Annotated in this window: 24 protein-coding genes and 1 pseudogene; 6 read left to right on the top strand and 19 right to left on the bottom strand. The window is 60.5% G+C overall.

The genetic code is table 11. The features are described from left to right. Positions 1-41: 41 nt before the first annotated feature. The 11 genes from JFT87_RS08120 to cpaB form a co-directional block, all read right to left on the bottom strand. On the bottom strand, positions 42-2,420 hold the full coding sequence (locus tag JFT87_RS08120) for an autotransporter family protein (protein ID WP_201200299.1): 2,379 nt from the start codon (positions 2,418-2,420) through the stop codon (positions 42-44). 195 nt (positions 2,421-2,615) lie between these two features. Next, complete coding sequence (locus tag JFT87_RS08115; protein WP_201200298.1) at positions 2,616-2,978, bottom strand: DUF6124 family protein; 363 nt, start codon at positions 2,976-2,978, stop codon at positions 2,616-2,618. Between the two features lie 455 nt (positions 2,979-3,433). Continuing rightward, positions 3,434-3,802, bottom strand: coding sequence for a hypothetical protein (locus JFT87_RS08110; RefSeq protein ID WP_201200297.1), 369 nt, complete (start codon positions 3,800-3,802; stop codon positions 3,434-3,436). Positions 3,803-4,169: 367 nt separating this feature from the next. Further along, positions 4,170-4,487, bottom strand: coding sequence for a DUF3613 domain-containing protein (locus tag JFT87_RS08105; protein ID WP_201200296.1), 318 nt, complete (start codon positions 4,485-4,487; stop codon positions 4,170-4,172). A gap of 11 nt (positions 4,488-4,498) precedes the next feature. Continuing rightward, a complete protein-coding gene (locus tag JFT87_RS08100; protein WP_201200294.1) occupies positions 4,499-5,188 on the bottom strand; it encodes a tetratricopeptide repeat protein in 690 nt (229 codons plus the stop codon). Between the two features lie 10 nt (positions 5,189-5,198). Then, positions 5,199-6,089, bottom strand: coding sequence for a type II secretion system F family protein (locus JFT87_RS08095; protein WP_201200292.1), 891 nt, complete (start codon positions 6,087-6,089; stop codon positions 5,199-5,201). Next, the gene (locus tag JFT87_RS08090) at positions 6,086-6,970 is read right to left on the bottom strand and encodes a type II secretion system F family protein (RefSeq protein WP_201200290.1); all 885 of its coding nucleotides are present in this window, start codon (positions 6,968-6,970) and stop codon (positions 6,086-6,088) included. Before JFT87_RS08090 ends, JFT87_RS08095 begins: the two co-directional genes overlap by 4 nt. Before the next feature lie 10 nt (positions 6,971-6,980). Continuing rightward, entirely contained in the window at positions 6,981-8,252 is a 1,272-nt protein-coding gene (locus tag JFT87_RS08085; protein WP_201200288.1) for a CpaF family protein, read from the bottom strand. Then, the gene (locus JFT87_RS08080; protein WP_201200287.1) at positions 8,249-9,439 is read right to left on the bottom strand and encodes an AAA family ATPase; all 1,191 of its coding nucleotides are present in this window, start codon (positions 9,437-9,439) and stop codon (positions 8,249-8,251) included. The genes JFT87_RS08085 and JFT87_RS08080 overlap by 4 nt, the downstream gene beginning before the upstream one ends. Beyond that, a complete protein-coding gene (locus JFT87_RS08075; RefSeq protein WP_201200286.1) occupies positions 9,436-10,683 on the bottom strand; it encodes a type II and III secretion system protein family protein in 1,248 nt (415 codons plus the stop codon). Before JFT87_RS08075 ends, JFT87_RS08080 begins: the two co-directional genes overlap by 4 nt. 21 nt (positions 10,684-10,704) lie before the next feature. Next, on the bottom strand, positions 10,705-11,655 hold the full coding sequence (gene cpaB, locus JFT87_RS08070) for a Flp pilus assembly protein CpaB (RefSeq protein ID WP_201200284.1): 951 nt from the start codon (positions 11,653-11,655) through the stop codon (positions 10,705-10,707). A 319-nt stretch (positions 11,656-11,974) separates the two neighbouring features. On the opposite strand from cpaB, the gene JFT87_RS08065 reads away from it, so the two are divergent. Both JFT87_RS08065 and JFT87_RS08060 read left to right on the top strand, forming a co-directional pair. After that, the gene (locus JFT87_RS08065; RefSeq protein ID WP_201200280.1) at positions 11,975-12,193 is read left to right on the top strand and encodes a Flp family type IVb pilin; all 219 of its coding nucleotides are present in this window, start codon (positions 11,975-11,977) and stop codon (positions 12,191-12,193) included. Positions 12,194-12,264: 71 nt separating this feature from the next. Further along, positions 12,265-12,666 (top strand): response regulator, encoded by a 402-nt coding sequence (locus JFT87_RS08060; protein ID WP_201200274.1) that lies wholly within the window; start codon positions 12,265-12,267, stop codon positions 12,664-12,666. A 44-nt stretch (positions 12,667-12,710) separates the two neighbouring features. Here the strand turns inward: JFT87_RS08060 and JFT87_RS08055 are convergent, their stop codons facing one another. Further along, on the bottom strand, positions 12,711-13,499 hold the full coding sequence (locus JFT87_RS08055) for a response regulator transcription factor (protein ID WP_342367169.1): 789 nt from the start codon (positions 13,497-13,499) through the stop codon (positions 12,711-12,713). Between the two features lie 123 nt (positions 13,500-13,622). Beyond that, positions 13,623-14,093, bottom strand: coding sequence for an A24 family peptidase (locus tag JFT87_RS08050; RefSeq protein WP_201200272.1), 471 nt, complete (start codon positions 14,091-14,093; stop codon positions 13,623-13,625). Between the two features lie 75 nt (positions 14,094-14,168). Here JFT87_RS08050 and JFT87_RS08045 point away from each other — a divergent pair, with 75 nt between their 5' ends. Together JFT87_RS08045 and JFT87_RS08040 are read left to right on the top strand one after the other, a co-directional pair. Then, positions 14,169-14,609, top strand: coding sequence for a TadE/TadG family type IV pilus assembly protein (locus tag JFT87_RS08045; RefSeq protein ID WP_201200270.1), 441 nt, complete (start codon positions 14,169-14,171; stop codon positions 14,607-14,609). Beyond that, entirely contained in the window at positions 14,606-17,341 is a 2,736-nt protein-coding gene (locus tag JFT87_RS08040; RefSeq protein WP_201200268.1) for a PAS domain-containing sensor histidine kinase, read from the top strand. Before JFT87_RS08045 ends, JFT87_RS08040 begins: the two co-directional genes overlap by 4 nt. Here the strand turns inward: JFT87_RS08040 and JFT87_RS08035 are convergent. From JFT87_RS08035 to JFT87_RS08015, 5 genes and pseudogenes are all read right to left on the bottom strand, one after another. Further along, positions 17,338-19,325 (bottom strand): annotated as a pseudogene (locus tag JFT87_RS08035) (hypothetical protein). The gene JFT87_RS08040 and the pseudogene JFT87_RS08035 sit on opposite strands and share 4 nt — an antisense overlap. A 287-nt stretch (positions 19,326-19,612) precedes the next feature. Next, entirely contained in the window at positions 19,613-20,170 is a 558-nt protein-coding gene (locus JFT87_RS08030; RefSeq protein WP_201200267.1) for a DUF4136 domain-containing protein, read from the bottom strand. 42 nt (positions 20,171-20,212) lie between these two features. Further along, positions 20,213-20,827 (bottom strand): DUF4136 domain-containing protein, encoded by a 615-nt coding sequence (locus JFT87_RS08025; protein WP_201200265.1) that lies wholly within the window; start codon positions 20,825-20,827, stop codon positions 20,213-20,215. Between the two features lie 12 nt (positions 20,828-20,839). Further along, the gene (locus JFT87_RS08020; RefSeq protein ID WP_201200263.1) at positions 20,840-21,589 is read right to left on the bottom strand and encodes a methyltransferase domain-containing protein; all 750 of its coding nucleotides are present in this window, start codon (positions 21,587-21,589) and stop codon (positions 20,840-20,842) included. After that, entirely contained in the window at positions 21,589-21,891 is a 303-nt protein-coding gene (locus JFT87_RS08015) for a MazG-like family protein (protein ID WP_007951009.1), read from the bottom strand. The genes JFT87_RS08020 and JFT87_RS08015 overlap by 1 nt, the downstream gene beginning before the upstream one ends. 243 nt (positions 21,892-22,134) lie before the next feature. On the opposite strand from JFT87_RS08015, the gene JFT87_RS08010 reads away from it, so the two are divergent. Next, positions 22,135-22,428, top strand: coding sequence for a hypothetical protein (locus JFT87_RS08010; RefSeq protein ID WP_201200261.1), 294 nt, complete (start codon positions 22,135-22,137; stop codon positions 22,426-22,428). Positions 22,429-22,590: 162 nt separating this feature from the next. Further along, positions 22,591-23,940: an MATE family efflux transporter gene (locus tag JFT87_RS08005; RefSeq protein WP_201200259.1), complete on the top strand. Its 1,350-nt coding sequence runs from the start codon at positions 22,591-22,593 to the stop codon at positions 23,938-23,940. On the opposite strand, the gene JFT87_RS08000 is transcribed toward JFT87_RS08005, so the two are convergent. Further along, positions 23,934-24,809 (bottom strand): alpha/beta hydrolase, encoded by an 876-nt coding sequence (locus JFT87_RS08000; RefSeq protein WP_201200257.1) that lies wholly within the window; start codon positions 24,807-24,809, stop codon positions 23,934-23,936. The genes JFT87_RS08005 and JFT87_RS08000 overlap by 7 nt on opposite strands.

Raw genomic sequence — 24,809 nt, 5'->3', positions numbered from 1 at the left:
CAACCTCAAAAGATCGCAGCCTTCGCCGGCGCCTACAGGAGTCAGAATGCGTAGCGCACTTTCGCGGTGAAGCCGTCGGAGTCAAAACCGCTGGCGGTCACGTAATTGTACGAACCGCCGACACTCCAGGCGCCCATCCGGTAGTTGGCACCCAGCCCCAGTTCATAACTGTCACGTACCGGTGTGGTGCCACGGCTGGTGAACGAATCACCACCCAACACAAACGATGATGTGGTGCCGACCTTGTCGCCGATGAAGTCATGCCACGCCATGACCTTCGCCTCAGGTTCAAGACTGCCGGTGCCGATCGCGAACGCGGCGGCCAGACGCGCGCCCACGCCCATTTCACCCACTTCGTAACGCTGGCTGCCGACATTCAACGAGGCCGAACTGCCCTTCTCGTGATACGCGTCCATGCTCACGTTGGCGTAACGTGCGCCGACTTGCGGCTCCAACACGACATCCGGCATCAGGCGCAGGCTGTAACCGGCCAATGCACTCACACCGAACACGTCACTGTCGTAGTCACCCTTGGCACGAGTACCGGCGATATAGCGTTTGGACTCGTTATCGTTCCAGCCGACCATCAACGACGAATCGACAAACCAGTTGTCGTGTACCCAATTGCTGTACACGGTCAGCGCGTGCCCGGTCACTTTGGTTTTGCTGCCAAGGTCGGATTTCACATCGCTGTCGAGGTAGCTGTACGCCAGACCCAACGTCGTGTCGGCGTTCAACTGGCCGTCGGCACCCACAGCGATGCCGTGGCTGTCGGCGTCGTAACCGGCAACGCCACGGCGCGCGTCCTGGTTGGCATCGCTGCTCAAGGCTTGCAGCCAGACGCCCTTTTCGCTCGAGCCGGCGGCTGTGCGGGCACGACTGGAGCGATCATTGATCACCCCCGAAACCAGCGTCTGGCTGTTGGTGGTGGCGTGAAGCACCCCACGGCTGACGTCCGGGCTGAGTGCCTCGGACAACCGCGCCAGCTCGGCATCGGTGCTGGCATTGGCGAACGCCTGAAACACCGGGTCCTGCTCATCGATACGTGACATCACACTGGCAAGACGCCCCACCGCCGTTGCCGCGTTACGACTGCCGCCCGCGGCCAGCGTGTTGACCGCCAGGGTTTCATCCGACTTGGTGGTCACCACGCTGGTGATGTCATTGCCTTCGACACCGAAGCTTTTCACGTCCAGCAACGCCGAGCTGGAGCTGACCGTCAGGTTGCTGCCACCGACCAGATTGCCCGAGCTGATCAAGGTGTAACGCGTGCCACCGGGAGTGACGCGGAAGTCGCTGGAGCGAGCCAGCAAACGCAACTGCCCGCCTGGCGCGATCTCGGTAGTCCCGGTGACTTTCAAAACCGGCAGCGCCGGATTGGTGTCATTGCCCAGGTACAGCTCCAGCACCGAATTGGCTTCTTCCATGTCGAAGTCGCCGATGATCGTGGTGTGCGGTCGCACCAGGGTCAGCGTGCCTTCTTCGATGGTGACGTAACCTGACTTGATCGTCGAACCATCGAACGTTGCGTCGCCGTCGACCCGCACGCCGGCCAGCCCGAGCAGATCACCCTTGACCGTACCGCCGAAGAAGTCGAAATACGTTTGCCCATCATCAACCTGGATCGCCGCCGAACCGCCCTCGATCGAGCCGCTCAGCTGATAAATTCTGAACAGGTTGCTGCCTGCTGTCTGGTCACTGATGTGAATGCCGATGGACTCACCGGAAATCGTGCCGCTGTTGGCCAGCAAACTGCTGGAGGTGAATTTCACTCCTTCCAGCGTCAGCGCCTCGGCATTGCTACCGCTGGCGCGAATCACACCACTGTTGTTAAGCGGATTTTTAAGCGTGGCACCGTCGAGAAACACCCCAAGCGCCTCTGCCCCGCTGGCACTGATAGTGCCCTCATTGCTGAACCCGCCCAACGTGGTATGCACCAGCATGACGCCGCTGGCGCGCTCGCCACTGACATCGATGCTGCCGGTGTTGGAAAGAGTGCCACCGATCGTACTGCCAATGTCGCCAATACCGGTGGAGTCACCCGAACCGGTCAAGCCGTGAACCGAGATCGAACCGTCGTTGATCAGACTATTGGTGATTTTGCTCGGCACTGCGCCAGAGGAGCCGAGGCTGATACCGACACTGTGATTGGCGCCATCGATGCGGATATTACCGTTGTTGCGTAACTGGTCAGCGGTCAGCCCCGCGAACTGAGCCGCGTAAGTAAAGGTCGACGGCGCCCCGGCAGCGATGGTGCCGTTGCCGTTCAAATCGACCAGCCCCCAGGTCTGCAGGTTACTGTTCAGCGGCCCGCCGCTGAGATCGTAATTCAGGTCGGCGCCCACAGCGGTCGAGGCGTGCAGCGTGGCAGCAGCGATGGACAGCGCCAACAACGAGTGGCGCAAACATGAGGTATTCAAACGAGATTCCCTTCCGAAAACTTGAAAAGTTTCAGCAGGGTTCACATTTACTCAGGCATCCCTACCGACCCCACCAGAAGGCCTGGTTGGAGTGCGGGGAATGTACAATAGCCATCATTTCGACACCATCAAAATGTCAAAATGATGGCGTCAATTTGACCAGCAGCATCAATGCACAAAGCAATCGACACAAGCTCAGGTTTGCGGATCAATCCGGTCCAGCGCCCGGCTCACTGCAGGTTCAGCCAGCATCACAATCTGCTGGATCGCCAGCGCCGTGTTGCGCTGCGGGCGACTGAGCTGGTCTGCAAAATCGCTCGGCATTACATTGGCCGAGGCCAGGGATTCACAGGCGTGGGCGAGCAACGTTTCGGTGTCGATGTTTGGCTGCACGAGAAACATCGTGCTGGGCTGGTAGGGTTTTGAAGGTGGCGGGCAAAGATAGAAGTCGAGGGCGCGCTTGATCGCTTCGCGGTTTTTGACTTGATCGTCGATGCGGATGGCGTCTTCGAGCGGGGAGCTGGATTCGGGGGGAGGGTCGCGAATTAGCTTGTCCATAAAAAACTCCTACTTGGCTGTGGGAGCCAGCTCTTGTCGTTTCCACACGACAAAAGGTGGCAGCTATGCGCAGGGTGGAAATACCGATAAGTAGGCAACCGGCCAGACCGAAGTCTGCCCACGCACAGCCGCCGCGACACAGTTTGCAGACGAAAGAAGTCGCCGACAACGATTACGGTGGTGGTGCTATGCATCTACTTAAATTTCAGGTTTCCACACCTGGTCGCTGAGTATTCAGCGACAACCCAAGCCTAGAGAGCGCACGTCCGACGGACAACCTGAAAACCTTGTGGGAAGGTTCCGTGGATTTGAAACACGTTTAAACAAACGCAAACAATGAAACCGGCGACGGCTCCTGCATTGGGAGAGGTGCATTCAGTTAGAGAATGGTCGGCTGTCAGGCCGCCATCGCTGGCAAGCCAGCTCCCACAGGGATCGCATCTGCTTCTCACCACTCAACACGATGAGCGCAAGCTCGGGTGAAGATCTTGATCTTGCTCTTGATCCACCGGCGACGTCGGAACGAAGGAACCCTGAGCAGCCGTTACCGCAGCAACGGATATGTACCCAGCGCCCCCCAAAAAAGACAAGATCAAAAGATCGCAGCCTGCGGCAGCTCCTACATTGGGAGCGGTGCATTCAGTTGGGGATTGATTGGCTGTCAGGCCGTCTTCGCGAGCAAGCTCAGCTCCTACAAGAGCAAGAGCAAGAGCAAGAGCAAGAGCAAGAGCAAGAGCAAGAGCGAAAGCCAAAGCCAAAGCCAAAGCCAAAACCAAAACCAAAACCAAAACCAAAACCAAAACCAAAACCAAAACCAAAACCAAAACCAAACTCGCTGTGCTCTTCACCACTCAACAGGCCGAGCGTTAGCTCGCCTGCAGCTTTTGATCTTGCTCTGCCCGCCCCTTCGGGAGGCTGAGTGGAGGTGTTCATCTGGGGGTGGGCGCGTAGCGCCGTGCGGCGAAGCCGCACACATCGAGAGGAGGTCGAAGCGAAGCAGACCGTAGGCGATGCCCCCAGATGAATACCGGAACGAAGGCACGCCGAGCCTAAGCGAGGGGCCGGACGCCGGGGCGAGACCTTTTGGTTACTTTTGGGGCGTTTGCCAAAAGTGACCCGCTGTAAGAGCGGAACCATAAGCAGCCGTTACCGCAGCAACGGATATGTACTCAGTCGACCAAAATCAAAAGATCAAAAGATCAAAAGATCGCAGCCTTCGGCAGCTCCTACAAAGGCATCAGCCCCCCGAACCGCTGTCAACTTTCCCCCCTGCTGCTGATCGAAAAACTGCGGAATCTCATGCTGATAACTTTTCAGCCAGCGTTGCATGGCCAACTCGCGCTCGGTCGGAGTGACCGTCTGCAGCGTCGGCGAGGCCACCTTGTTACGCGCCTGCAACTGCAACCAGCCCTCGGTTTCCTGCTGCTGAGCCGAAGCCGGGCCCGCATCAATGGCATGACTGGTCAACGGCAAGACCAGCAAGCCAAGACAGACAAGGATGGCTTTCATCATCGCTCTCCTCATTTGAGCATCGCCGTAACCGCAACAGTAGAGCGGTTCGGCAGTTTGAGTTTTTCCGCGCGGCCCTGCGCCTCACTGAACTGCGCAGGACTCAAACCGAGGCGGCTGACCAGTTCAGCGGCACGGCTCCAGTCGTCCTGATACAACAGCAACGTCACCAGATTCAGCGCCGCCAATTGATCACTCTGCTTGAGCTCCATAGCGGTGAGAAATTCGAAGCGCGCGTCGTCGATGCGCAACTGATTGAGGTAAACCACACCAAGATCATTGCGGATTTTTTCGTCAGTGGGCGCCAGACGCGCGGCGCGTTGCAAATGCGCCTGCGCCTGACCGTAGTCGGATTTGGCCGCGGCGAGCTGCCCCAGACCGTGTTCAGCCTGCGCCGCCAGACACGTGCCGAGCAAACTGCGATACAACGGCTCGGCCTCACTGCGACCGAGCAAGCGATAAACCTTGGCCTTGCGCAGCCGCACATCGGCGAGGTTATCCGGCAGGCTTTGCAGATTGGCGAGGCTGGCGTGCAGTTTGCCGTCATTGGCCATGTCATCGGCCAGGTTCAGCGACAGTTGTTGGTCGGAGCTCAACTTGCCACAACTGGCGGAATTCGTCAGTGCATCCCAGGGCGTTTGCCCGGTGTTGGCACAACCGCCGAGCAGCAGAAAACAGGCACCTGCAATCATTGCTTTCATCACGATCCCTCTAGGCTCCCAGCGCCTTCGCCAGGGCGGTGAAGCCCGGGCCGGCCAGGACAATCAATAACGCCGGGAAGAGAAACAGCATCATCACGACGGACATTTTTGCGGACATCTTGGAGATGTATTCCTGCAGGCGCGTCAGGCGCCGGTCATCGAGCAGTTGCTTGAGTGCCAGCAGCGACTTCATCGCCCCGCCGCCCTGGTACAACAACTGCTGGAGAATCACGCAGGTGTCGGTGAACTCGTCGACGCTGAGCAACTGCGTGGCTTTGTTGAGTTCTTCGCCCAGCTCAAGGCCGGAGTCGACGCGGCTCAATATCAGGCGCAACTCGTAGGTCAGCACCGGCAACAACGCCTGACCTTCTTGACTCAGTACGCGCAGCGCCTGCTCCACCGCCATGCCGGATTCGAAGAGGATGCGCAGCAGCGGAATGAACGTGCCGATCTCGCCGGCCAGTTGTTTTTGCCGGCGCGCCACGGCAATCACCAGCAGGCGTTTGGGCAACAGATAACCGACGCCGAGGGCGAACAACGGTGCGATCCAGTGCTTTTCCACGGTGGGGAAAAACACCGATTGCAGCAGCACCGTCAGCGCCAGCAACAGCAGCGGTGAACCGATCTGGCAAGCCGCGAACAACGAACGCTGACGAGCGCTGCGCCAACCAAGACGGTTGAGCAGCGACTGGGTTTCGTTGTCGAGCTTGACGCTGTGCTGGCCGACCTTGCTGTCGCCGAGTATTTGCAGCAAGTTGCCGAAGCGATTTTCGCGAAGCAGGTCACCTTCCAGTCGGCGGTTGATCTGGCGCGCGCGGCGACGCTGCTCCACTAGGCCGGCAAGCAGTAACAGTGCGGCACCGAGCAACAACAAGGCGCTGATCATCAAGGGCATGGTCATAGGCTGCGCAACATCCGCCAGAGCAACAGACTGCCGATCACCTGCATGCCGAACGCCGTGGCCAGCATTCGCTGCCCGGACGGGTCGTGCCACATGGCGACCAGATAAATCGGATTGGCCATCAGGAAATACCCGGCCATGACAATCGGCAGCAAACCCAGCACCCATGCCGTCATGCGGGTTTCCCCGGTCAGGGCACTCAGTTGGCGGGCGCCCTGGTCCCGTTCGCGGATCAGTTTGATGAGGTTCTCCAGCAGCTCGCTGGCGTTGCCGCCGTAGCGATGGTTGACCTTCAGGCCCAGGGCAAACATGCGCAATTCGTCCTGTTCATAGAGTTCGGCGAAATCGCTTACGGCGTCCGGCAAATTAACGCCAAGCTGCACGTTACGCTGCACCCGCCCCATGGCTTTTTTCAGCGGGTCTTCACTGGCCTCGATGCCGCCGATGATGGCATCGGTCAAGGTCCGGCCGGACTTGAGGCTGCGCACGCTGTGATCGAGCAATTGCGGCAGTTGTTCGATCATGCGTCGCAAGCGCCGTTGGTAACGCCAACTGACAAACACCCGCACCACCAGCGGCGGCAACACGATCAACACCAGCAAACCGATGACGCCGGCGAGAGCAAAACCGATCAGCATGCCAAACGCCCACAGCAGCAACCACAGGCCGATACGGTCGGTCGGTCGGCCGAGACCGGCACGCAAAAATGCACGCTCCAGGCCGGCCCAACGCGGCGCATCCACCACCAGTTGCGGCTGCCCCTGATTCAGCCGATCGAGCACACGCTCGGCACCGCCCTGACGCCAGCCGTTGTAGAACAGGCGCAGCGACAACCCGAGCAAGCCCAGGCAAATTAAGATCAACAGCAACGGTTTGAGCATGCCGTGGCCCTCAGTGCGCAAGCGTCGGTTCGCGGCGCAACTTGTCGCCGGCCGGGTTGATCGCTTCGCGCAGGAAGCCGAAACCCGTCTTCCGATTGAGGCGGAACAATGTGTTGGTGACGTAGATGCCTTCACGCACGCCGACCACTTCCACCACCTCGCTGACGCAGCGGCGGCCGTCGGGCAAACGCGTCAGTTGGATGATCACGTCCAGCGCTGCGCAAATCATCTGCCGCAGGGTGCGTTCGGCCACGGTGCGACCTGTCAGGCCGACCAGGGTTTCCAGGCGTAACAACGCGTCCTGGGCATTGTTGGCGTGCACGGTGCTCATGGAACCGTCGTGGCCGGTGTTCATGGCGGTGAGTACGTCGAGCACTTCGACCCCGCGAATCTCGCCGAGGATGATCCGGTCGGGGCGCATCCGCAGGGCGTTGCGGATCAGGTCGCTGGCTTTGACTTCGCCGTGGCCCTCGGCATTGGGCGGTCGGGTTTCCAGGCGCACGACGTGGGGGTGGCCCAACTGCAATTCGGCGACGTCTTCGATGGTCACCAGTCGTTCATGGGGGTTGATCAATTGGCTGAGGATGTTCAGTAAGGTGGTTTTGCCGGTGCCGGTGCCGCCGCTGATGAGGATGTTGCAGCGCTTGCCGACCGCTTCCTGAAAAAACTCGAAGATCGACTGATCGATGGTTTGCATGGCCATCAGGTCGGTGCTTTTGAGCATGTCCTTGCGAAATTTACGAATCGACAGACACGGCCCGTCCAGTGCAATTGGCGGGATGATCGCATTGACCCGACTGCCATCAGGCATGCGCGCATCGACCATCGGCGAAGACTCATCTAGCCGTCGCCCCAGCGGTGCAAGAATGCGTTGCATGACTCGCTCAACGTGATGCGCATCGATAAAACGCAGGTCACTTTGATGCAGCACGCCGTCCCGTTCGATGAACACCCGGTGCGGGCCGTTGACCAGGATTTCGGTCACGGACGGATCGCGCAGCAACACTTCGAGCGGCCCGAAACCGGTCAGTTCATCGACGATTTCTTCGGCCAGGCGCTCCATTTCATAGCGGGAAATCGCCAGGTGCAGGCGAGCAATGTATTCGGCGACCTTGTCGGTGACGAACTGCGCCAACAACTGCCGAGAACCCTCCAGCAGGTTTTTTCCGGATTCTTCGATGGCATCGATGATGTAGCGGTGCAGCACCAGTTTCAGGCCTTCGTGGTCGGTGTTGCCGACGGGGCCGCGCTGGGGTGAGCCGAACAGTTTTTCTACGGTCATGGCGTGCCTCGCAACCGGTTGAACCAGTTGACCTTCGGCTTGGCCAGGCTTTCAGAACGTTTGGCCAGACGCTCGCCGAGGGCGCGCAGGCTTTGTGTGAGTTTTTCCCTGGGGCCCAGTTCGAACAGGCTCAGGCCCTGGTTTTTCGCGTTCAGGCGCAGTTCCGGACTGTAGGCCAGCACCGCGATCACTTCCAGATTGAAGGTTTTGCCGAGGGTGTCCGAGTCTGGCGCAACGTTGTTCAAGTAGCGGTCGACCAGCAAGCGCCCGTGTTCGAGCTTCATGCCTTTTTCCCGCCACGAGTTGAGCACCGCCAGATTGCGGCGGCAATCGAGGACGTTCTGGTCGGTGTACCACAGCAGTTTGTCGCAGTGGCTGACAAAGGTGCGCAGCGCTTCGCTGTCCGGCTGGCCGGTGAGGTTCACCACGATGTGCTGGAAGTGTTGGCGCAAGGCGCTGAGCAACATGTACAGCTCGGCGGCGCTGGTGCCTTCCAGCGGTGCATCATCGCCGGCATACGCCAGAATCCGCAGGCCTGCCTCGGCGCTGGTGAAGGCGCTGTCGATCAGCGTGGCGTCGAGGCGGCGCAAGTGGCGCAGGGCATCGCCGAAATGAAACGAACTTTCCAGCCCCAGCAACTCCAGGCTGTCACCGCGCGGCAGGCCGAGGTCCAGCAACAGGGTTTGCTGCCCGCTCTTTTGCACCACCAGCGCCATGTGATTGGCCAGCAGCGCGCCGTCGGCGTTGCTCTGCACGCCATACAGCACGGTCAGGCCGCCCAGTTGCGTGTTCGGCGCCACCGGTGGCAGGCGTTTACTCAAGCGCCGCACCAGCCCGGCGACTTCACTGGATCGCGAGCCATAGGCGACGAAATCTCGCGCTCCGGCGCGCATCGCATTCAGTACCAGTTGATTGTCCATGCCGTCGCCGAGCGCGACGATGGCAAGCATCGGCTTGGCCTCCAGTGCGCCTTCGATCAACGCGCTCTGGGCCACCACATGCTCACGGTCGAGGCCGACGAACACCAGGCTGGCGAAGGTCACGTCGACCAGCGCCAGCAATTCGTCGAGGCTGCCTCCCCCTGCGCTCACCACCTGACCCAGCGGCGTGAGGGCACCTTGCAGCCATTCCAGATCAGTGCTGTTGCGGGTGATGGCGAGAAACGTCTGGCTCAGGTTCTGGCTCATTGCGAGAGCCCGCTGCGTTTGTCGAAGTTGCCGTTTTCGAGGAAGAACATGCGGTAGAAATTCGGGTCATAGTTGCGCAGTTTTTCGCCCGGCAGCGACGGCAGTTGTGCATCCGCCGCCAGCGGTTGTACCAGGTGCGGGGTGACGATCATCAGCAGCTCACGCTCCTGGCGGTTGATTGATGAACTGCGGAAAAACGCCCCGAGGATCGGAATGTCGCCCAGCCCCGGAAACTTGTTCACTTGCGAGGTATTGGTGGTGCTGATCAAGCCACTGATGACGAAGCTTTCGCCGTCAGCCAGGGAGACGCTGGTGTCGGTGCGGCGGATGGTCAGGGCTGGCACCTGGGCGCCGGCGATGGTGATCGCGTTGCTGTAATCGAGCTCACTGACTTCCGGTGCGACCTTCAGCGCGATGCGATTTTTACCGATGATGGTCGGGGTCAGGGTCAGGCGGATGCCGAATTCCTTGTATTCGATGGAGTAGCTGTTGCTGTTGGCGCTGGGCACCGGGATCGGAATCTCACCGCCGGCAAGGAAGCTTGCGCTCTGCCCGCTCAACGCCACCAGACTCGGCCGCGCCAGGGTGTAGGCGAAACCGCTGCCTTCCAGCGCGTTGACGATGCCTAGGAACTTACTGCTGCCCCCACCCCAGACGATGTTGAACACGTCATTGGCCAGCGGAATGCTCGGCGCTACGCTCGGCACCAAACCGGGCCTGACACCGCTGCCTGGCACCGTGCCCGGTGCGCCGAACAGAAAGTTGTTCGAGCCCTTGCCGTAAATCGAGGTGCCGGCCTCTTTGAGCTTGGTGCGGCTGACTTCGACAAAGCGAATATCAGTCTGCACTTGCGAAGGCAGAGTCGGGTCATCAGTCGCCGGCAACGAGACCGTCATCGCCGCACTGGCTTTGCCCTGCACGAACACCATGCTTTGCCGCGGCGCGCTGGCGCAGGCCGTCCAGATCATCAGCGTGGTCGCACCAGGCGCGACGCCGGTGAGTAATACGCCTTGATCGCCGGTCACGCGCACATCGGCAATTTTCGGATCGCCCACCGCCACGCGGGTGATCGCCACCGACGATTGCAGCGCTTGTTGCAGGCCTTCGCCGACTTCCAGTGTCGCCGGTAACGGGCCGAGCGCGGCACAGTTGCCGACAGCGGCGACGGCGCTGCCAATGGAGGCAACGCTCAGCAGCGAGGCCCGGAGCAAGCCGTTGAACAGGGGCGTGAAGCATTTGCGCATGTAAAGGCGTCCTTGCTCGAATCAGGGAGTGGGTTGAGCGTTTTCGGCACCACGGATGACTTCCACGGTCGCTTTGCGCGCCGTCGGCTGCCCCGCCACGGCGAGTGGTCTGGGCGGTGGCGAGAGTGACAGTTGGCTGAACTCGATCAACTCGCGACGCGGCGTATCGAGTTGTCTGGCGACATCGCTTTCGCCGGCCCAGTATTTGGCCAGGCGCTGCTCTTCACTGCTGCGCACGGCCAGGCGCAACGTGCCGACCTGAGTGGCGAGCATCAGCCGGCTCAAGAGTTGTTCGGGGACAGCCAGCACCACGGTGCGTGCGGTGATGCGGCGTTGGTCCTGTTTGAGTTTGTCGTCGCTGCTCAGGGCCGGTGTGGCGGGTTGACCGTCGTTGGTCAGGCCCATCTGGCTGCCGACACCGAGTACGCGCACCGCCGGCACGACCAACTGCGCCGAAGGCTGTGGATTGTTTTCGTCCTTGCGCAAAAACAGCAGCACATCGACGTAATCGCCCGGCGCCAGCTGCCCACCGGCATTGATCACTTCATCCACGGCCACCGCCAGCGCACGCTCACCGGGGCGAATCATTCGCGCCAGTTGGCTGCCCGGTGCAAAGCTTTCCTCACTCAGCCAACTGCCGGCGCTCAACGGCCGCCATGCCGAGCGACCGATGACTTGATCAACAGTGCTGAGGCTACCGGCGGGCGCGGTGCGCAGTTTTTCCACGGCGACATCGGCCGCGGTGATTTTGCCGAACGGCGCGATGTCGCGTAGCAACACCACCACCGGTTGGCGGGTCGGATCTTCAACGGGTGGTGCCGGAGCAGCGGCGGGTGCGACAGGCGTGACTGCAACCGGCGCGGCGACAGGCTCCACGGGCGGTTGCCGACTCAAGGTCAGCCCCCAATATCCGGCAATGATGGCACCCAGCAAAAACAAGCCTGCCAGGCCCAGAGTGACGCGACTGTTCATGACGGCTCTCCCTTTCCCGCTGCGCGTTCTGTCTTATGCAATGACCCGTTACTTGCAACGAGATAAATTCGCAATCAGGCAGCTATGAACAAGTAACTATTTCGCTATTTGACGGTAGTCCAGCGCGAACAAAACGCCATTAACAGCGATGAAATATCCAACGAAAGTAGGAGGCTAAAGCGCCAAACATGGTTTTTTAGTGTAATTGCGCCAACTAATACTTTCGGGTTAATGCGTTCTTACAGTTGTAGGCCCGAGGAATGCCGACAATGCTGATGCTGGCACAGGGAGATCATGTTGCGAACGCGCAACACCTGGCGTGCTCAAGGAGAATCCTCATGTCGTATTCCCACATTGCGCAAAAATCAAATCGCAGATCGCCTTCTTCAAAGACCTGGCCAAAGACACCGAAGGCGCCTCCGCCATCGAATATGCGCTGGTGGTCGGCCTCGTGGCGCTGGTGATCGCAGCCTTCGGTAACGGCATCGGCACTCAGGTCACCGCGATCCTGACCCGGATCCAGACTGCACTCACCTGATCGGACCGATAACTTGTCAATGCGGTCATTGGGTTCTAACGTCAGCACTCAGTCCATTGCAGGTGTTGCCTATGAACTCTCCACACACTTCTCGCCAACAGTTACTGCTGGTTGACGACGAAGAGGATGCGTTGCTGGAGTTGGCGGAATTGCTGGAGGGCGAGGGCTTCAGTTGCTTTACGGCCACTTCGGTCAAACTCGCCCTGCATCATTTGACGTGTCATCCAGACATTGCCTTGGTGATTACTGATCTGCGCATGCCGGAGGAGAGCGGCATGTCGCTGATCAAGCGATTGCGTGAGCACACCTCGCGCCAGCATTTGCCAGTGATCGTGACGTCCGGGCATGCTGACATGGAAGACGTCAGTGACATGCTGCGCTTGCAGGTGCTCGACCTGTTTCGCAAACCCATCTATCACGTGCGGTTGCTGGAAACGTTGAATAACCTGTTTCCGCAGGTCCAAGGCAAATAGCGGCTGAGGTGATTGACCCCGCGAATGGGCGGGGTCAGCAGAAGTCAGTGCGCGGTGACCCGCTGGCGCATGCCCGAATTGCTCGGCGACAACGCCAGGGCCAATTGGGTCCGATTATGCATATGCGTCAACCGCAAAACCTGCGACACATACAGCTTCACCGTGTTCTCGGTAATCCCCAACTCACAGGCAATCTGATAATTGGTCTGCCCCTTGCCCACCAACCGCGCCACATCCAACTGCCGAGGCGACAACTGATTGAAAATCGCCGGGATCTCCAACCGGTCCGTCTCGCCGACCTCTTCACCCGAAACACCACGAGAAGACGCAGCAGGACTACGCCGCACCTTGTCCAGGTCCTGGTAAAGATCATCAATGGATTCGGAAAGAAACTGCAGCTTCTGATTCAAATGCCCCAGTTGCACACTCTTCTGCCGTTCTTGCAGGACAACTTCCTGGCGCTGCAAACCCTCGAGCAACTCATTCAGATCAATCGGCTTTTGATAGTAATCAGCGATCCCGGCGCGCAACGCCTTGATCACGTCCTGCTTGTCGGCCCGACCGGTCAGCATGATCGCCTCGAACGCCCGCTCCTTGCCGGCCAGCCGCTGCAGTTCCAGCACCAGTTGAATGCCGTCCATGCCCGGCATGTGCAAATCACACAGCACCAGACCGATCTCGGCGTCTTCACTGAAGCGCTCGACCGCCTGCTGACTGGATTCGCACGGAACACAGCGATAACCGCAGCTCTCAAGGAATTCACACAGTTCCTCGACAATCAACGGCTGATCGTCGACCACAAGGACTTTTACCGCAGACGTCACTTTGTTCACGTGCCACTCCATGCCAAGGTCAAGCTGACCATTCCTGTACCGCCAGCCTTTGGCTGTATAACCAGTCATTTGAAAGTAGACGCACTTTCCGACTATGTACATAGGACTAGTGGCGCTTCACGACTAATGGATCCAGCACAGTGCTGCCAGAGCACCCGCGAACACGAACGGCGCAAATGGCGGCTTTTTTGACGCTCCAGGCGCCATATATCGAAGACGTTCTTTAAGTCCTTGACTCATATGCAACCAGACTCTTGGCGCCAGTAGCAACCAGACCACGCTGGCCACGGCGGCGCCAATAAATACGTAGAGGACGAAAATGCCGTCCGTCGCAAGGCCCAGAGCTGTCATAAGTTTCACATCCCCGGCCCCCATCCTGCCCATGACGTAGCCCGGCAAAGTGAATGCCAACGCCAGCAAAAAGGCCCAGCCACCCTGCCGCGCCTCGGCGCCCATCCAAGTGTTGCCGGTCCAAAGCAGGTACACCAGCGCCAGCGCACCGACCCCAAGGGTCAAGGAATTGGCGATGCGCCGCTCCCGTGCATCCTGCGTAGCGCACAACGCCAGCCATATCAATAGGACAAAACTCTGCATCCGGTAAAAACCGTCCGTTTTTGCTGAATGATTCTATGCTGATACTACGCAGTGCCAGTCAGGGTAGACGCAGTCATGAAAGCAGGCCTCCCTAAATCGCAGAAAGGCGCCGTGGCGATTGAATTCGCCTTGGTGTTCGTGGTTTTTTTTGCCGTGTTTTATGGCCTGGTCAGTTACAGCCTGCCGTTTGTGCTGATGCAGTCGTTCAACGAAGCCACCTCTGAAGCGGTGCGCCGCAGCGTGGCACTGGATCCGGCGACCGCCAATTACTCGACCGCCGTCACCGCCACTGCCAGAACCGAGCTGACCCGGCAATTGGCCTGGCTACCGGGGGCCCTGAACTTCAACGCCTCCACTGACAGTTCGATCACGTATGTCGGCGGCGTGTTGACGGTGACCATCAACTATCCCACGAGCAAACTGAATCAGGCGTTGCCGTTCCTCGTGCTCCCTGGCGTCGGCACTGTGCCGCGCCTGCCCGCGACCCTGCGCGCCTCGTCGAGCCTGCAATTTTGAGTTCCGGTGACACGCTGTTCAGTCGTCTGCTCAACCGCCAACCCGGCACGCCCCAGACCCGACAAAGTCCAGTGATACCCAGCGTCGGCTTGCAGCTGTATATGGATGACGACGGGCAGGTCAATCACCTGAGCGGGCCGATACGGCACTTGCTCGCGCAACGCCTGCCCAGCCTGCAACCCGCGCATCTGCTGGATTATCTGTTGCCACACAGCAGCCTTGCCGTGGAGGGCACGCCGGCCGACTGGCAAGGGCAAGTGCTTGATCTGGATTTCTTCAGCCTCGCCGGCCCGCCGCTGCATTTGCGCGGTTGGTTGCAAGCGCAGGGCGATGGCTGGCTGTTACAGATGCTCGATATCGGCGACTTGCTCGGAGAACGGCGCCAGGCACGCAGCCGCGAGCAATCGCAGTTACTGGCCACGCAGATTCGCGATCAATTGCGTTTGTGCAGCCTCGCGCGGCTGCCCGAGGTGCTGGGCGAACAACTGCAACGTTGCAGTCAGCAGTTACACATCCCTTGTCTGGCGGTGGCACTGCTCGATGAGCAAGGCCAGGGTTGGCAGGTTCATCAGCATTACGCGGCGTTGAACGCCCCTCGGCTCTGGCGGGATCAAGAGCATTTGGGCACAGGGCTCGACAGCCTCAACGGTGCATCGCCGCAACGCTTGCTGGCCAGCGAACAGCCGCGCCTGAGCGCGCTGTTCGGCCTGCATGAAGGTTTCGCCGTACCCTACCGCGACGCGCAAGGCGTAGCGGCGTGGTTGCTGTGTGCCGGCTATAACGCGCAGCAACAAGCGCCGGACCTCAGCGATCACGACTGGCTGCTGCTGGCCGCCGCCGTGGCCGCACCGTTATTGGAACGGCTGCGCGAGCACCGCCATCATCAACAGCTCGAACGCATGGAAACGCTGCAAGCACTGCTCGGCACCGGTTGGTGGGAAGTGTTCAGCGACGACAATCACGTGCAACTGGCCCCGACACTGGCGCAGGGCCTGGGTTTGACGGCCACGCGGCTGCCGATTCAGGACTGGTTCAATCAGGTACACCCAGCCGACCGTGATGAATTGCGCAGCCGCCTGCAAGCCTTGCAGGATGAAGGCACGCCGCTGGAACTGTGCGTGCGCTGGCAACCCGGCGAGCAAGCGATGCCGCTGTGGTATCGGCTGCAAGGTCGCTCTTTGGGCATCGGTGCCGAGCGACGGCTGGTGGGTTTCATGCTCGATATCAGTGACATCAAGAACCAGCAACAAATCGCCGCTGCCGCTCACGCCCGCCTCGATAACCTGATCGCCAGTTCGCCAGCAGTGATCTATGTGCAGCACTACGTCGAAGGCGCGCTGCAACCGGCATTTTTCAGTGCCAGCCTGCAACCTTTACTGGGCTGGAGTCTGGACGACTGCACCACTACCGCGTTGGTGGAGCGGGTCCATCCCGACGATCGCGACCTGTATTTCGAACGCACCCGACAGCTGCTGCGCGAGGGTTCGGTACGTGCCCGCTACCGACTGCGCGACAGCCGGGGCGATTACCACTGGCTGCTCGACGAAGCAAAACTATTGCGCGATGACCTCGGCCTGCCGGTAGAAGCCGTCGGGCTGTGGCTGGATGTCACCGAGGCGACCCTGGCCGCCGAGCAGGTCAGGCAAAGCGAAGAGCGCTACCGGATTCTGGTGGAAGACTCGCCGGCGATGATCTGCCGTTATCGCCCGGACCTGACCCTGACATTTGGCAATCGGCCGTTGGCGATGTACCTGGAGTGCGCCCCGGAGCAGTTGCCGGGGATTAATCTGGGCGAATGGATGTCCGACGAACAGCGCGAGACGTTCGTGCAGCGGCTGAGTTCGTTGACCCCGGAGCAGCCAGTCAGCACCGCCGAAATCAACCTGCAATTACCGGGGCGCGAGCACGCCTGGTGGGTCTGGTCGGATCGCGGGGTGTTCGATGAGTTGGGGCAACTGATCGAAGTACAAGCGGTGGGCCGCGACAACACCGAAGTGCGCCGCACGCAGCAGCAACTCACGCAAAGCGCAAAAATGGCCACCCTCGGCGAAATGGCCACCGGCCTGGCCCATGAAATCAACCAGCCGCTGAACGTGATGCGCATGGCCATCGTCAATGTGCTCAAACGCCTGAGTAGTGGCGACGTGCAGATTGATTACCTGACCGACAAGCTCAACCGCATCGACACGCAGGTCCAGCGCGCGGCGCGGGTGGTTGACCATATGCGGGTGTTCGGCCGGCGCTCAGAGGTCGAGCAGCAGCCGTTCAATCCAGCCACGGCCATTGAAGGCACGCTGTCGCTGCTGGCCGAAGGCATGCGCGGTAAAGGCGTGGAACTGCGTGTCAGCGAGACCGGATTCGAGGTCCAGGTGCGTGGCTATGTCGATCAGCTTGAACAAGTGTTGATCAACCTGATGGTCAACGCCCGGGATGCGCTGCTGAGCAAGCGCGACGCCGGCCGTGAGTTCAAACCGTGGATTTCGGTATACGCCGAACGCGACGAATGTTCGGTGCGACTGTGGGTCGAGGACAACGGCGGCGGGATTGACCCGCGCTTGCTGGAGCGGATTTTCGAGCCGTTCTTCACCACCAAACCGGTGGGCGTCGGCACCGGGCTCGGCTTGTCGGTGAGTTACGGCATTGTCGAGAACATGGGCGGACACCTGAGTGTTTCCAACTCGGTGGAAGGCGCACGGTTCTGTATCGAGTTGCCGATTGTGCTGATCGATTAGATCGCCAGCATCGGTTGTCCCGGTGGCCGGCAACTGAGGTTGGCGCCGACATCGACCTTGTTCAGGGTGATGCCGAGGTTGGCCAGCAAGCCGTCGAGAATCGGGTCGAGCACCGGGCTGAGCAAGTTATCGATGACCACACCCAACGTGCTGTTGACGCTGGCCAGCACGTCCGCGGTGGTGGTGAGCAAACCGCCCAGCAAACTCGAACCGGTAGGTTTGTAGGCCTGCACCTGAACCCCGCTCAATGTAGTTTTCAGGCTATTGACCACGCCTTGCGTGCCGAAACTGTAGTTCAGCGGGGGTTGTTTGATTTCCGGCGGCTGGTTGTAGGTATGGAGGTTCTGCATGCTCGCCACCGAGGTATCGACCATCACCCCGAGGCCGCCACCGTAAAACGGTTTGCGCGTGCTTTGATCGCAGGTCGCCGAGCCCAGCCCCAGCAGAGGAATGGTGCAGGTGATGACGCCGACATCGATCAACGCGAGTGGCTGCACGGTGACATCCGCCGAGGAGGAAAAGGCGTTGGTGGCGTCGATCTTGCCGATCTTGAGTTTGACCAGGGAGGAGTTGGTCTGGGTGGTCAGGCTTTTTGTGGCGTCGCTGACGCAGTTGAAATCGGTGACATGGCTGTCGGCGGCAGCGGCTTCGAGCAGGATATCGATGCTCGATGTCGGCAGAATCTGCAGGTTGGTGCGCTGACAGGTGCCGCCCAAAGTACAGAACAACGAGTTCAGCGTACCGGCGATGTTCAGGTGCAGCAGATTATTCAGGGTATCGGTCAGACCGCCCACCAGCGGCGTGCTGACGATCGCGTTAGCCAGGCCCGCCACACCGGACAGCAGCGGCAGATTCAGTGAGATCAGCGTGCGCACCTGTGCGGTTTTCACGTAGATCCGGTTGGCGCCCATGGGATCTGCCTTGGCCAGCGCCGGGTTGCCCACTGCCGATAACTGCGGCGGCTGGATGACTTTGACTTTGACCGAACCGTTGACCAGCCCCGGAATACTCAGCGGCACCGAGGCCGTCAGGGCGTTTTGACTGTTGGCCAGTTGCACCATAGCTTCCAGCAACTGGAAGACTTGCAGGTTGGCATTGAGCGCTGCCGACGTAGCGCCGGTTTGCAGTTGCAGCAACTGACCGAGCACCACCGATGTGTTGCCAACGATGGCCTTCAACCCGAGCAAGCCACTGACCGCGACGCTGGTGGTGGTGCCCCTTTGGTCAACACGGTAATGGCGGTGTCGATCAGTTGGTTGATCTGGATGCTTTGGCTCAGCACCTGAGTGTAGTTACCGGCGTCCACGTGCACATCGAGCGCCAGTTGGTTCAGGTAACTGAGCAGACTGATATTGGTGTCGACCAAACCCTGCCAACCGGCGACGCTGAGGTTAAGCGTGCCGCCCAGCAGTCCGCCCCATAGCGCATTCAATGCGGCCGACTTGCTGGCATCGATAGTCAATGCGGTGGTGCCGATGGTCAGTTGTGCCTGCGGCGGCAAAATCGCCGAAGTGCCGACCGCTGTGGCGTGCAGGCGTGTGGTCGGCGACACGCCACCCGGTCTGAACAGCGCGTACAGCGCGGCGCCAACGCTGGTGGTGACGACGCGCGTGGCAACAACGCTGATCGCTTCTTTCTTGCTGGCATCCAGGGTGAAGGCGCGCAGATTGTTTGCGCCGGTTTGCACGGTGCCGCAGGTCACGGCAAGGGTTGTGTCCGGCGCCACGGCAAAGCCATTGCGCGCGGCACTGGCGGTGGCATATGCCGCAGCACTGAGGCCTGTCAGGCAATCGCCACTGCGCGAGATCGCCTCCAGCGCGGCGACATCGACCACCCGCTGCAAGCGGCGTTGCTCCATGTACAGACGACCGCTGTCGATCACCAGCACCATGCACACCAGCGCCAGGCCGAGGGTCAGTGCTGCCATCAGACCGATCGCGCCGCGTTGCCGGGCCGGGCCTTTGAAATGCGAACGAGGCGACATGGCGCACTCCTTTGCCGTGACCTCCATTGATGCAACTGAGTGTAGACGCGCCCGGGGCTAACTGCTGGCAACACGCCAGCCATCAACACAAATCTTCTGAACAACTCAAAAACTGTGGGAACGGCCTTGCCCGCGATGGCGGAGTGCCGCCGTCATCGCGAGCAAGCTCGGCTCCTGCAAGGGAACGGCGTTTTTTGACCTGTAGGCGCTGCCGCAGGCTGCGATCTTTTGCTGTTGTCTTTAAAACAACATCAACAGATCGCAGCCTGCGGCAGCTCCTACGGGTGTTAGCGTGGCGGGTAGTTGGAGAGAATGCGGGTGACGGTTTCGCGGATGGCGTTGCTGCGATCGGCCGGGTTGGGCGTGCTGCTGAGCATTTGCTCGTCGCTGCCACGCCACACCAGTTTGCCGTCCTTGCCATCGAGCAGGTCGATCTGGATGGTTGCCACTTTGTAGGTGATGTTGCGGGTTTCGTTGTACATCGGCGCGGCCCAGTAGCCGTTCCATGGGCTACCCCAACCGCCGCCGTAGTTGGTAGTCACCTGTTGCTGACGGTCTTCGATGATCAGGTAGGCCTGCACGTTCACATCACCTTTGCTGCCCGCGGCGACCGGACGCAAGCCGCGCTGATCCAACTGATCGGCAACGGCCTGGCGAATGCGCTGTTCGGTCAGGTCGCTCTTGATCCGTGGATCATCGGGGCGGTATTGCAGGGCGGGTTCTTTCCAGCTCCAACTGCGATAAGCGGCGAAGTCGCGGCTGGCATCGAAGTCATGATTGACCTGGTGGGCGGCGCAGGCACTGAGCAACACGGCCATGGCCAGTAATGCGAGGCGGCGGAACATGCGTGTTCTCCGGTTGAAGAGATGAACCTATGGGAATTGTTCTCAACCAGGAGGATACGCCGACATCGCTTTTTCTACAGCTTCCCGTATCGCATCGGCGCGCTGACTTTGATTGCCCTGGTTAGCGGTTTCGGCGCTCGCGCTCCAGACCGGTTGACCGGTGCCAGCGTCAAACAGGTCGACACGCACCACCACAACCTGTTCCTGGTAAGTGCGAACCACCGGCACGGTTTCGTACATGCCGTAACCACCGCCATATCGGTTGTAGCCGCCATAACCGCCGCCGTAGTAACCGGCGTCGTCCTGAACCTGACGCAAACGGGTTTCCAGGTGCAGGTTGGCGCTGACCAACAAGTCAGGCGGGCGGTTTTCGTGCAACGGGCGCAAGCCGCGCTGGTCGAGGGCGTTGCTGACCGCTTCGGCCACTTGCGCCGAATCCGCCCAGGCCGAGCCCGGTGGCAATTGCCCGTTGAGCCAGGCCCAACTGCGGTAGCGCCCGTAGTCCCGAGGCGGCGCCGGGTAGGCGCTGCGGTCGAAGGTATTCGCCGCTTGTGGCGGCGCCGGCGGCAAGGGGTTGGACGTCGCCACATAAGGGTTGCTGCCCTGGCAAGCCACCAAACCCAGGCACATCAGCAGTAATCCTGAACGCGCTTTCATTTCGTTCTCCGATCAGACCGGCCGACAGATCCAGTGCAAGTAACGCCCAAGCCCGGCAAAGCTTGGGTGACGACGGTGGGCCAGTTCCATTTCCAGCAAGTCCACCAATTCGGCGCGGGCCTGGAACTCCACCGGCATGTAGTCGTGAAAAACCCGCACCCCGCTCTGGGTTTCGACCTGCCACATACCTTCAAGTTGCGCCGCCAGTTCCCGGGGATCGAGGGGCTGCTGCGGGGTCAGGCTCTGCTTCTCGCCGGCCATGTCGTTCTTGCGCATTTTGCGGAAGTGGCCCTTGAGCAGGTTGCGGTAGATCAACGCATCGCGGTTATAGAACGCCAGGGACAACCAGCCGTCCTTGGTGGTGAGTTGATGCAATACCGGCAGGATCGCGTGGGGTTCGGCCAGCCATTCCAGCACGGCGTGACACAGCACCAGGTCGTAGGGTTCGGTGAGTTGACCGAGCAATTCCTGCCATGGCGCTTGAATGAAGGTCGCCGTCTGACCTGCGTCAGCGAAGCGTTGGCGAGCGCCTTCGAGCATCGGTGCGGCCGGTTCGGCGAGGGTGACGTCGTGGCCGCGCTGGGCCAGCCACAACGACATGTGGCCAAGCCCGGCACCGATGTCCAGGACGCGCAGCGGCCGGTCCGGCAGGGTTTCGGCCAGGTCGGCTTGCAGCACCGCCAGACGAATCGCGCCTTTGGCCCCGCCGTAGATTTTTTCGGCAAACCGGGTCGCCAACTGATCGAAATGACGGTCGCTCATCAGCTGAACCGCCGTTCGCTGTCCGCAAGTTTGCTGCGCACTACTTCGTTCATGTCCAATCCCAACTCGCTGCACAGCAATAATAGATAGAGCACGATGTCACCGACTTCCTGCCCGGCGTGGGCGAGTTTGTCTGCCGGCAATTGCCGCGACTGGTCTTCGGTCAGCCACTGGAAGATCTCCACCAGCTCGGACATTTCCACGCTCGCGGCCATGGCCAGGTTTTTCGGGCTGTGAAATTGCCGCCAGTCATTGCGGTCACGGATGGCGTGCAGGCGTTCGGTCAGTTCAACAAGGTTCATCGGGCTCTCCTGAAGGCGTATAGCTTCGGGGGAAGTCCACCAAAGGCAAGCAGCGCAGGTGATCTCATGTGGGAGCGAGCCTGCTCGCGAATGCGGTGCGTCATCAACCATTGATGTCACTGACACAACGCCTTCGCGAGCAGGCTCGCTCCCACACAGGATTGGCGCAAACCTTCTATCATGCAGGGAACTCGGCCACCTGCGTTGTGGCCCAAGGCTCAGCTCTTTCATCAGGACACCCACATGCAGGTAGAAAGTTTTTTCGAATGGCTCGGCCAGGCACTCGGTTCTGTCATCCGTTTTATCGTCGACGGCCTCAGTGGCCTGTTCAATATCCTGAGCCATGCGGGCGGTAATTTTGTCGAAGGGCTGTCCCGGGCGCTGGGCATGGACACGTCGATCATCAGCATCATCGCGCTAATCATCGGGTTGATGCTGTTGTGGTCGGCGATTCGGGCGTTCATGAATGCGTCGATCATCGCCGGGATTATCTGGTTGCTGCTGGGGCTTTGGTTGTTGAGCTGGATTATTCATTAAGACAGCCCATAACCCTGTGGGAGCGGGCTTGCTCGCTAAAGCGGTGTGTCAGGCGACGTAAATGTTGAATGTCAGTCCGTCTTCGCGAGCAAGCCCGCTCCCATATTGGATCGCAGCACATTCAGATGTACCGCTACAATGCCCGCTCCCCAAGGAGCCCGCATGTCCAACCTGATCGCCGACTGGCGCGACCGCCCGACCCATCGCAAGGTCTGGGCACTCGCCGCGCCCATGATCCTCTCGAACATTTCCGTACCGCTGGTGGCGCTGGTCGACAGTACCGTCATCGGGCACTTGCCCCACGCCCATCAACTGGGCGCCGTGGCGGTCGGCGCCAGCCTGTACACCTTCCTGGCCTGGGCCATGGGCTTTCTGCGCATGGGCACCACCGGGTTTGCCGCGCAAGCTGCCGGGCGCAGCGATGGGGCGGCGTTGCGGCAGATTCTGTTGCAAGGCTTGCTGCTGGCGATGGGACTGGCGCTGGTGCTCGGCACTTTGGGGGTTCCGTTGAGCGGCGTGGCGCTGCACTTCATGCAACCCTCGGCAGAACTGGATCAACTGACCCGCGAATTTTTCCACACCCGACTGTTCGGCCTGCCCGCGGCGCTGGCCAGTTATGCGCTGGTGGGCTGGTTCCTCGGTACCCAGAACGCCCGGGCACCGCTGGCGATTCTGCTGAGCACCAACCTGGTGAACATCGCGCTGAACCTGTGGTTCGTCCTCGGGCTCGATTGGGGCGTGGTCGGCGCGGCCCGAGCGTCGGTGATCGCCGAATGGACCGGCGCCCTGATCGGCCTGTTCATGACCCGCAAAGCCCTGCGCGCCTATCCGGGCCACATCGCCTGGGCCGCCCTCGCGCTATGGCAGAGCTGGCGCCCGCTGCTGGCGGTCAACCGCGATATTTTCATCCGTAGCCTGGCGCTGCAATCGGTGTTTTTCCTGATTACCGTGCAAGGTGCGCGGCTGGGTGATGCCACGGTCGCCGCCAATGCGCTGCTGCTCAATGGTTTGCTGCTGACCGCCCACGCCCTCGATGGCCTCGCCCATGCGGTGGAAGCCCTGTGCGGCCACGCCATCGGCGCTGGCGATCGACAATCTCTGCGCCGTTCATTGGTGGTAGCCACCGGTTGGTCGTTGTTGGCAAGTCTGGGCTTTGCCGCACTGTTTCTGTTTGCCGGGCATTTGTTCATCGAGATGCAGACCAACATCCAGAGCGTGCGTGACACCGCATTCATCTACCTGCCCTACCTCGCCGCCCTGCCGCTGCTCGCGGTCTGGAGCTACTTGCTGGACGGGCTGTTTATCGGCGCCACCCGGGCCCGGGAAATGCGCAATGGCATGTTGTTGACGGTGCTGCTGTTGCTGCCGTTCGCCTGGGCGCTACAAGGTCTGGGCAACCACGGGCTGTGGATAACATTCCTGTTGTTTATGGTACTGCGCAGCCTGACCCTCGGCGCCTTTGCCTGGTACTTGCGCCAGAACGACGGCTGGTTTGCCGGTCGCGCTCACTGAGTTGGCGTGGCATTGACGAAGGACGTCACCTCATCGAGCACAGGCGCCAATCGGCGCATAGGCCGGGACAGCGTCGCCACCAGCGTGGCGTGGCTGGTGCGCGAATAGTACAGGTCCTGAACCGGCACCCCGGCGGCGCGCAGTTTGCTCGCCAGACCGCCAGTGTTGCGGGTTGGGTTGACCACGTCATCGTCCCTCGACGCCATCAACAAGGCTGGCGGCGCGCCGCGACTGACGTGATTGATCGGTTGGGATTGTGGCGGTGAGTCCGGCCAGAAAAACACCGGGCGCACCTCGGGATTCTTGATCGGCAGGAAGTCATACGGCCCGGCGAGACCGATCCAGCCACTCAGATCATGTGGCGACATCCCCACGGCCCCCAGCAATTGCGGCTCCAGCGCCAACATCGCGACGTTGTAGGCCCCGGAACTGTGGCCCATCAGGTACACACGTTGCGGGTTGCCGGCGTATTCGCCGATGTGCGTTTTGGTCCACGCCACGGCTCGCGCACTGTCTTCGAGAAACAGCGGATAGCGCACCTGCGGATACAACCGATAGTCCGCCAGCACCGCGACAATCCCACGGGACGCCAGCGCTTCGCCGACAAAGCTGTAATCGCTGCGAGAGCCGCTGTTCCAACTGCCACCATAGAAAAACACCACCACCGGAGCGTTTTCCACCGCGTGCCGGGGCACATACACATCGAGCTTCTGCCGTGCATCACTTCCATAAGCAATGCCTTCGGTCTTGTCGAAGGTGCCGTCGGGGGTCAACGCGTTGAGCATTTTCACCGGAGAACAACCACCAAGCCCCAATAGCAGAACGGCACCGATCAGTGCGCCAATGCATTGCCCAAGCGTACGAGCCAT

The organism is Pseudomonas sp. TH15, from assembly GCF_016651105.1.
GTDB lineage: Bacteria > Pseudomonadota > Gammaproteobacteria > Pseudomonadales > Pseudomonadaceae > Aquipseudomonas.
The sequence above is the reverse complement of the archived record's forward strand: the minus strand, read 5'-3'. Positions and strand labels throughout refer to the sequence as shown.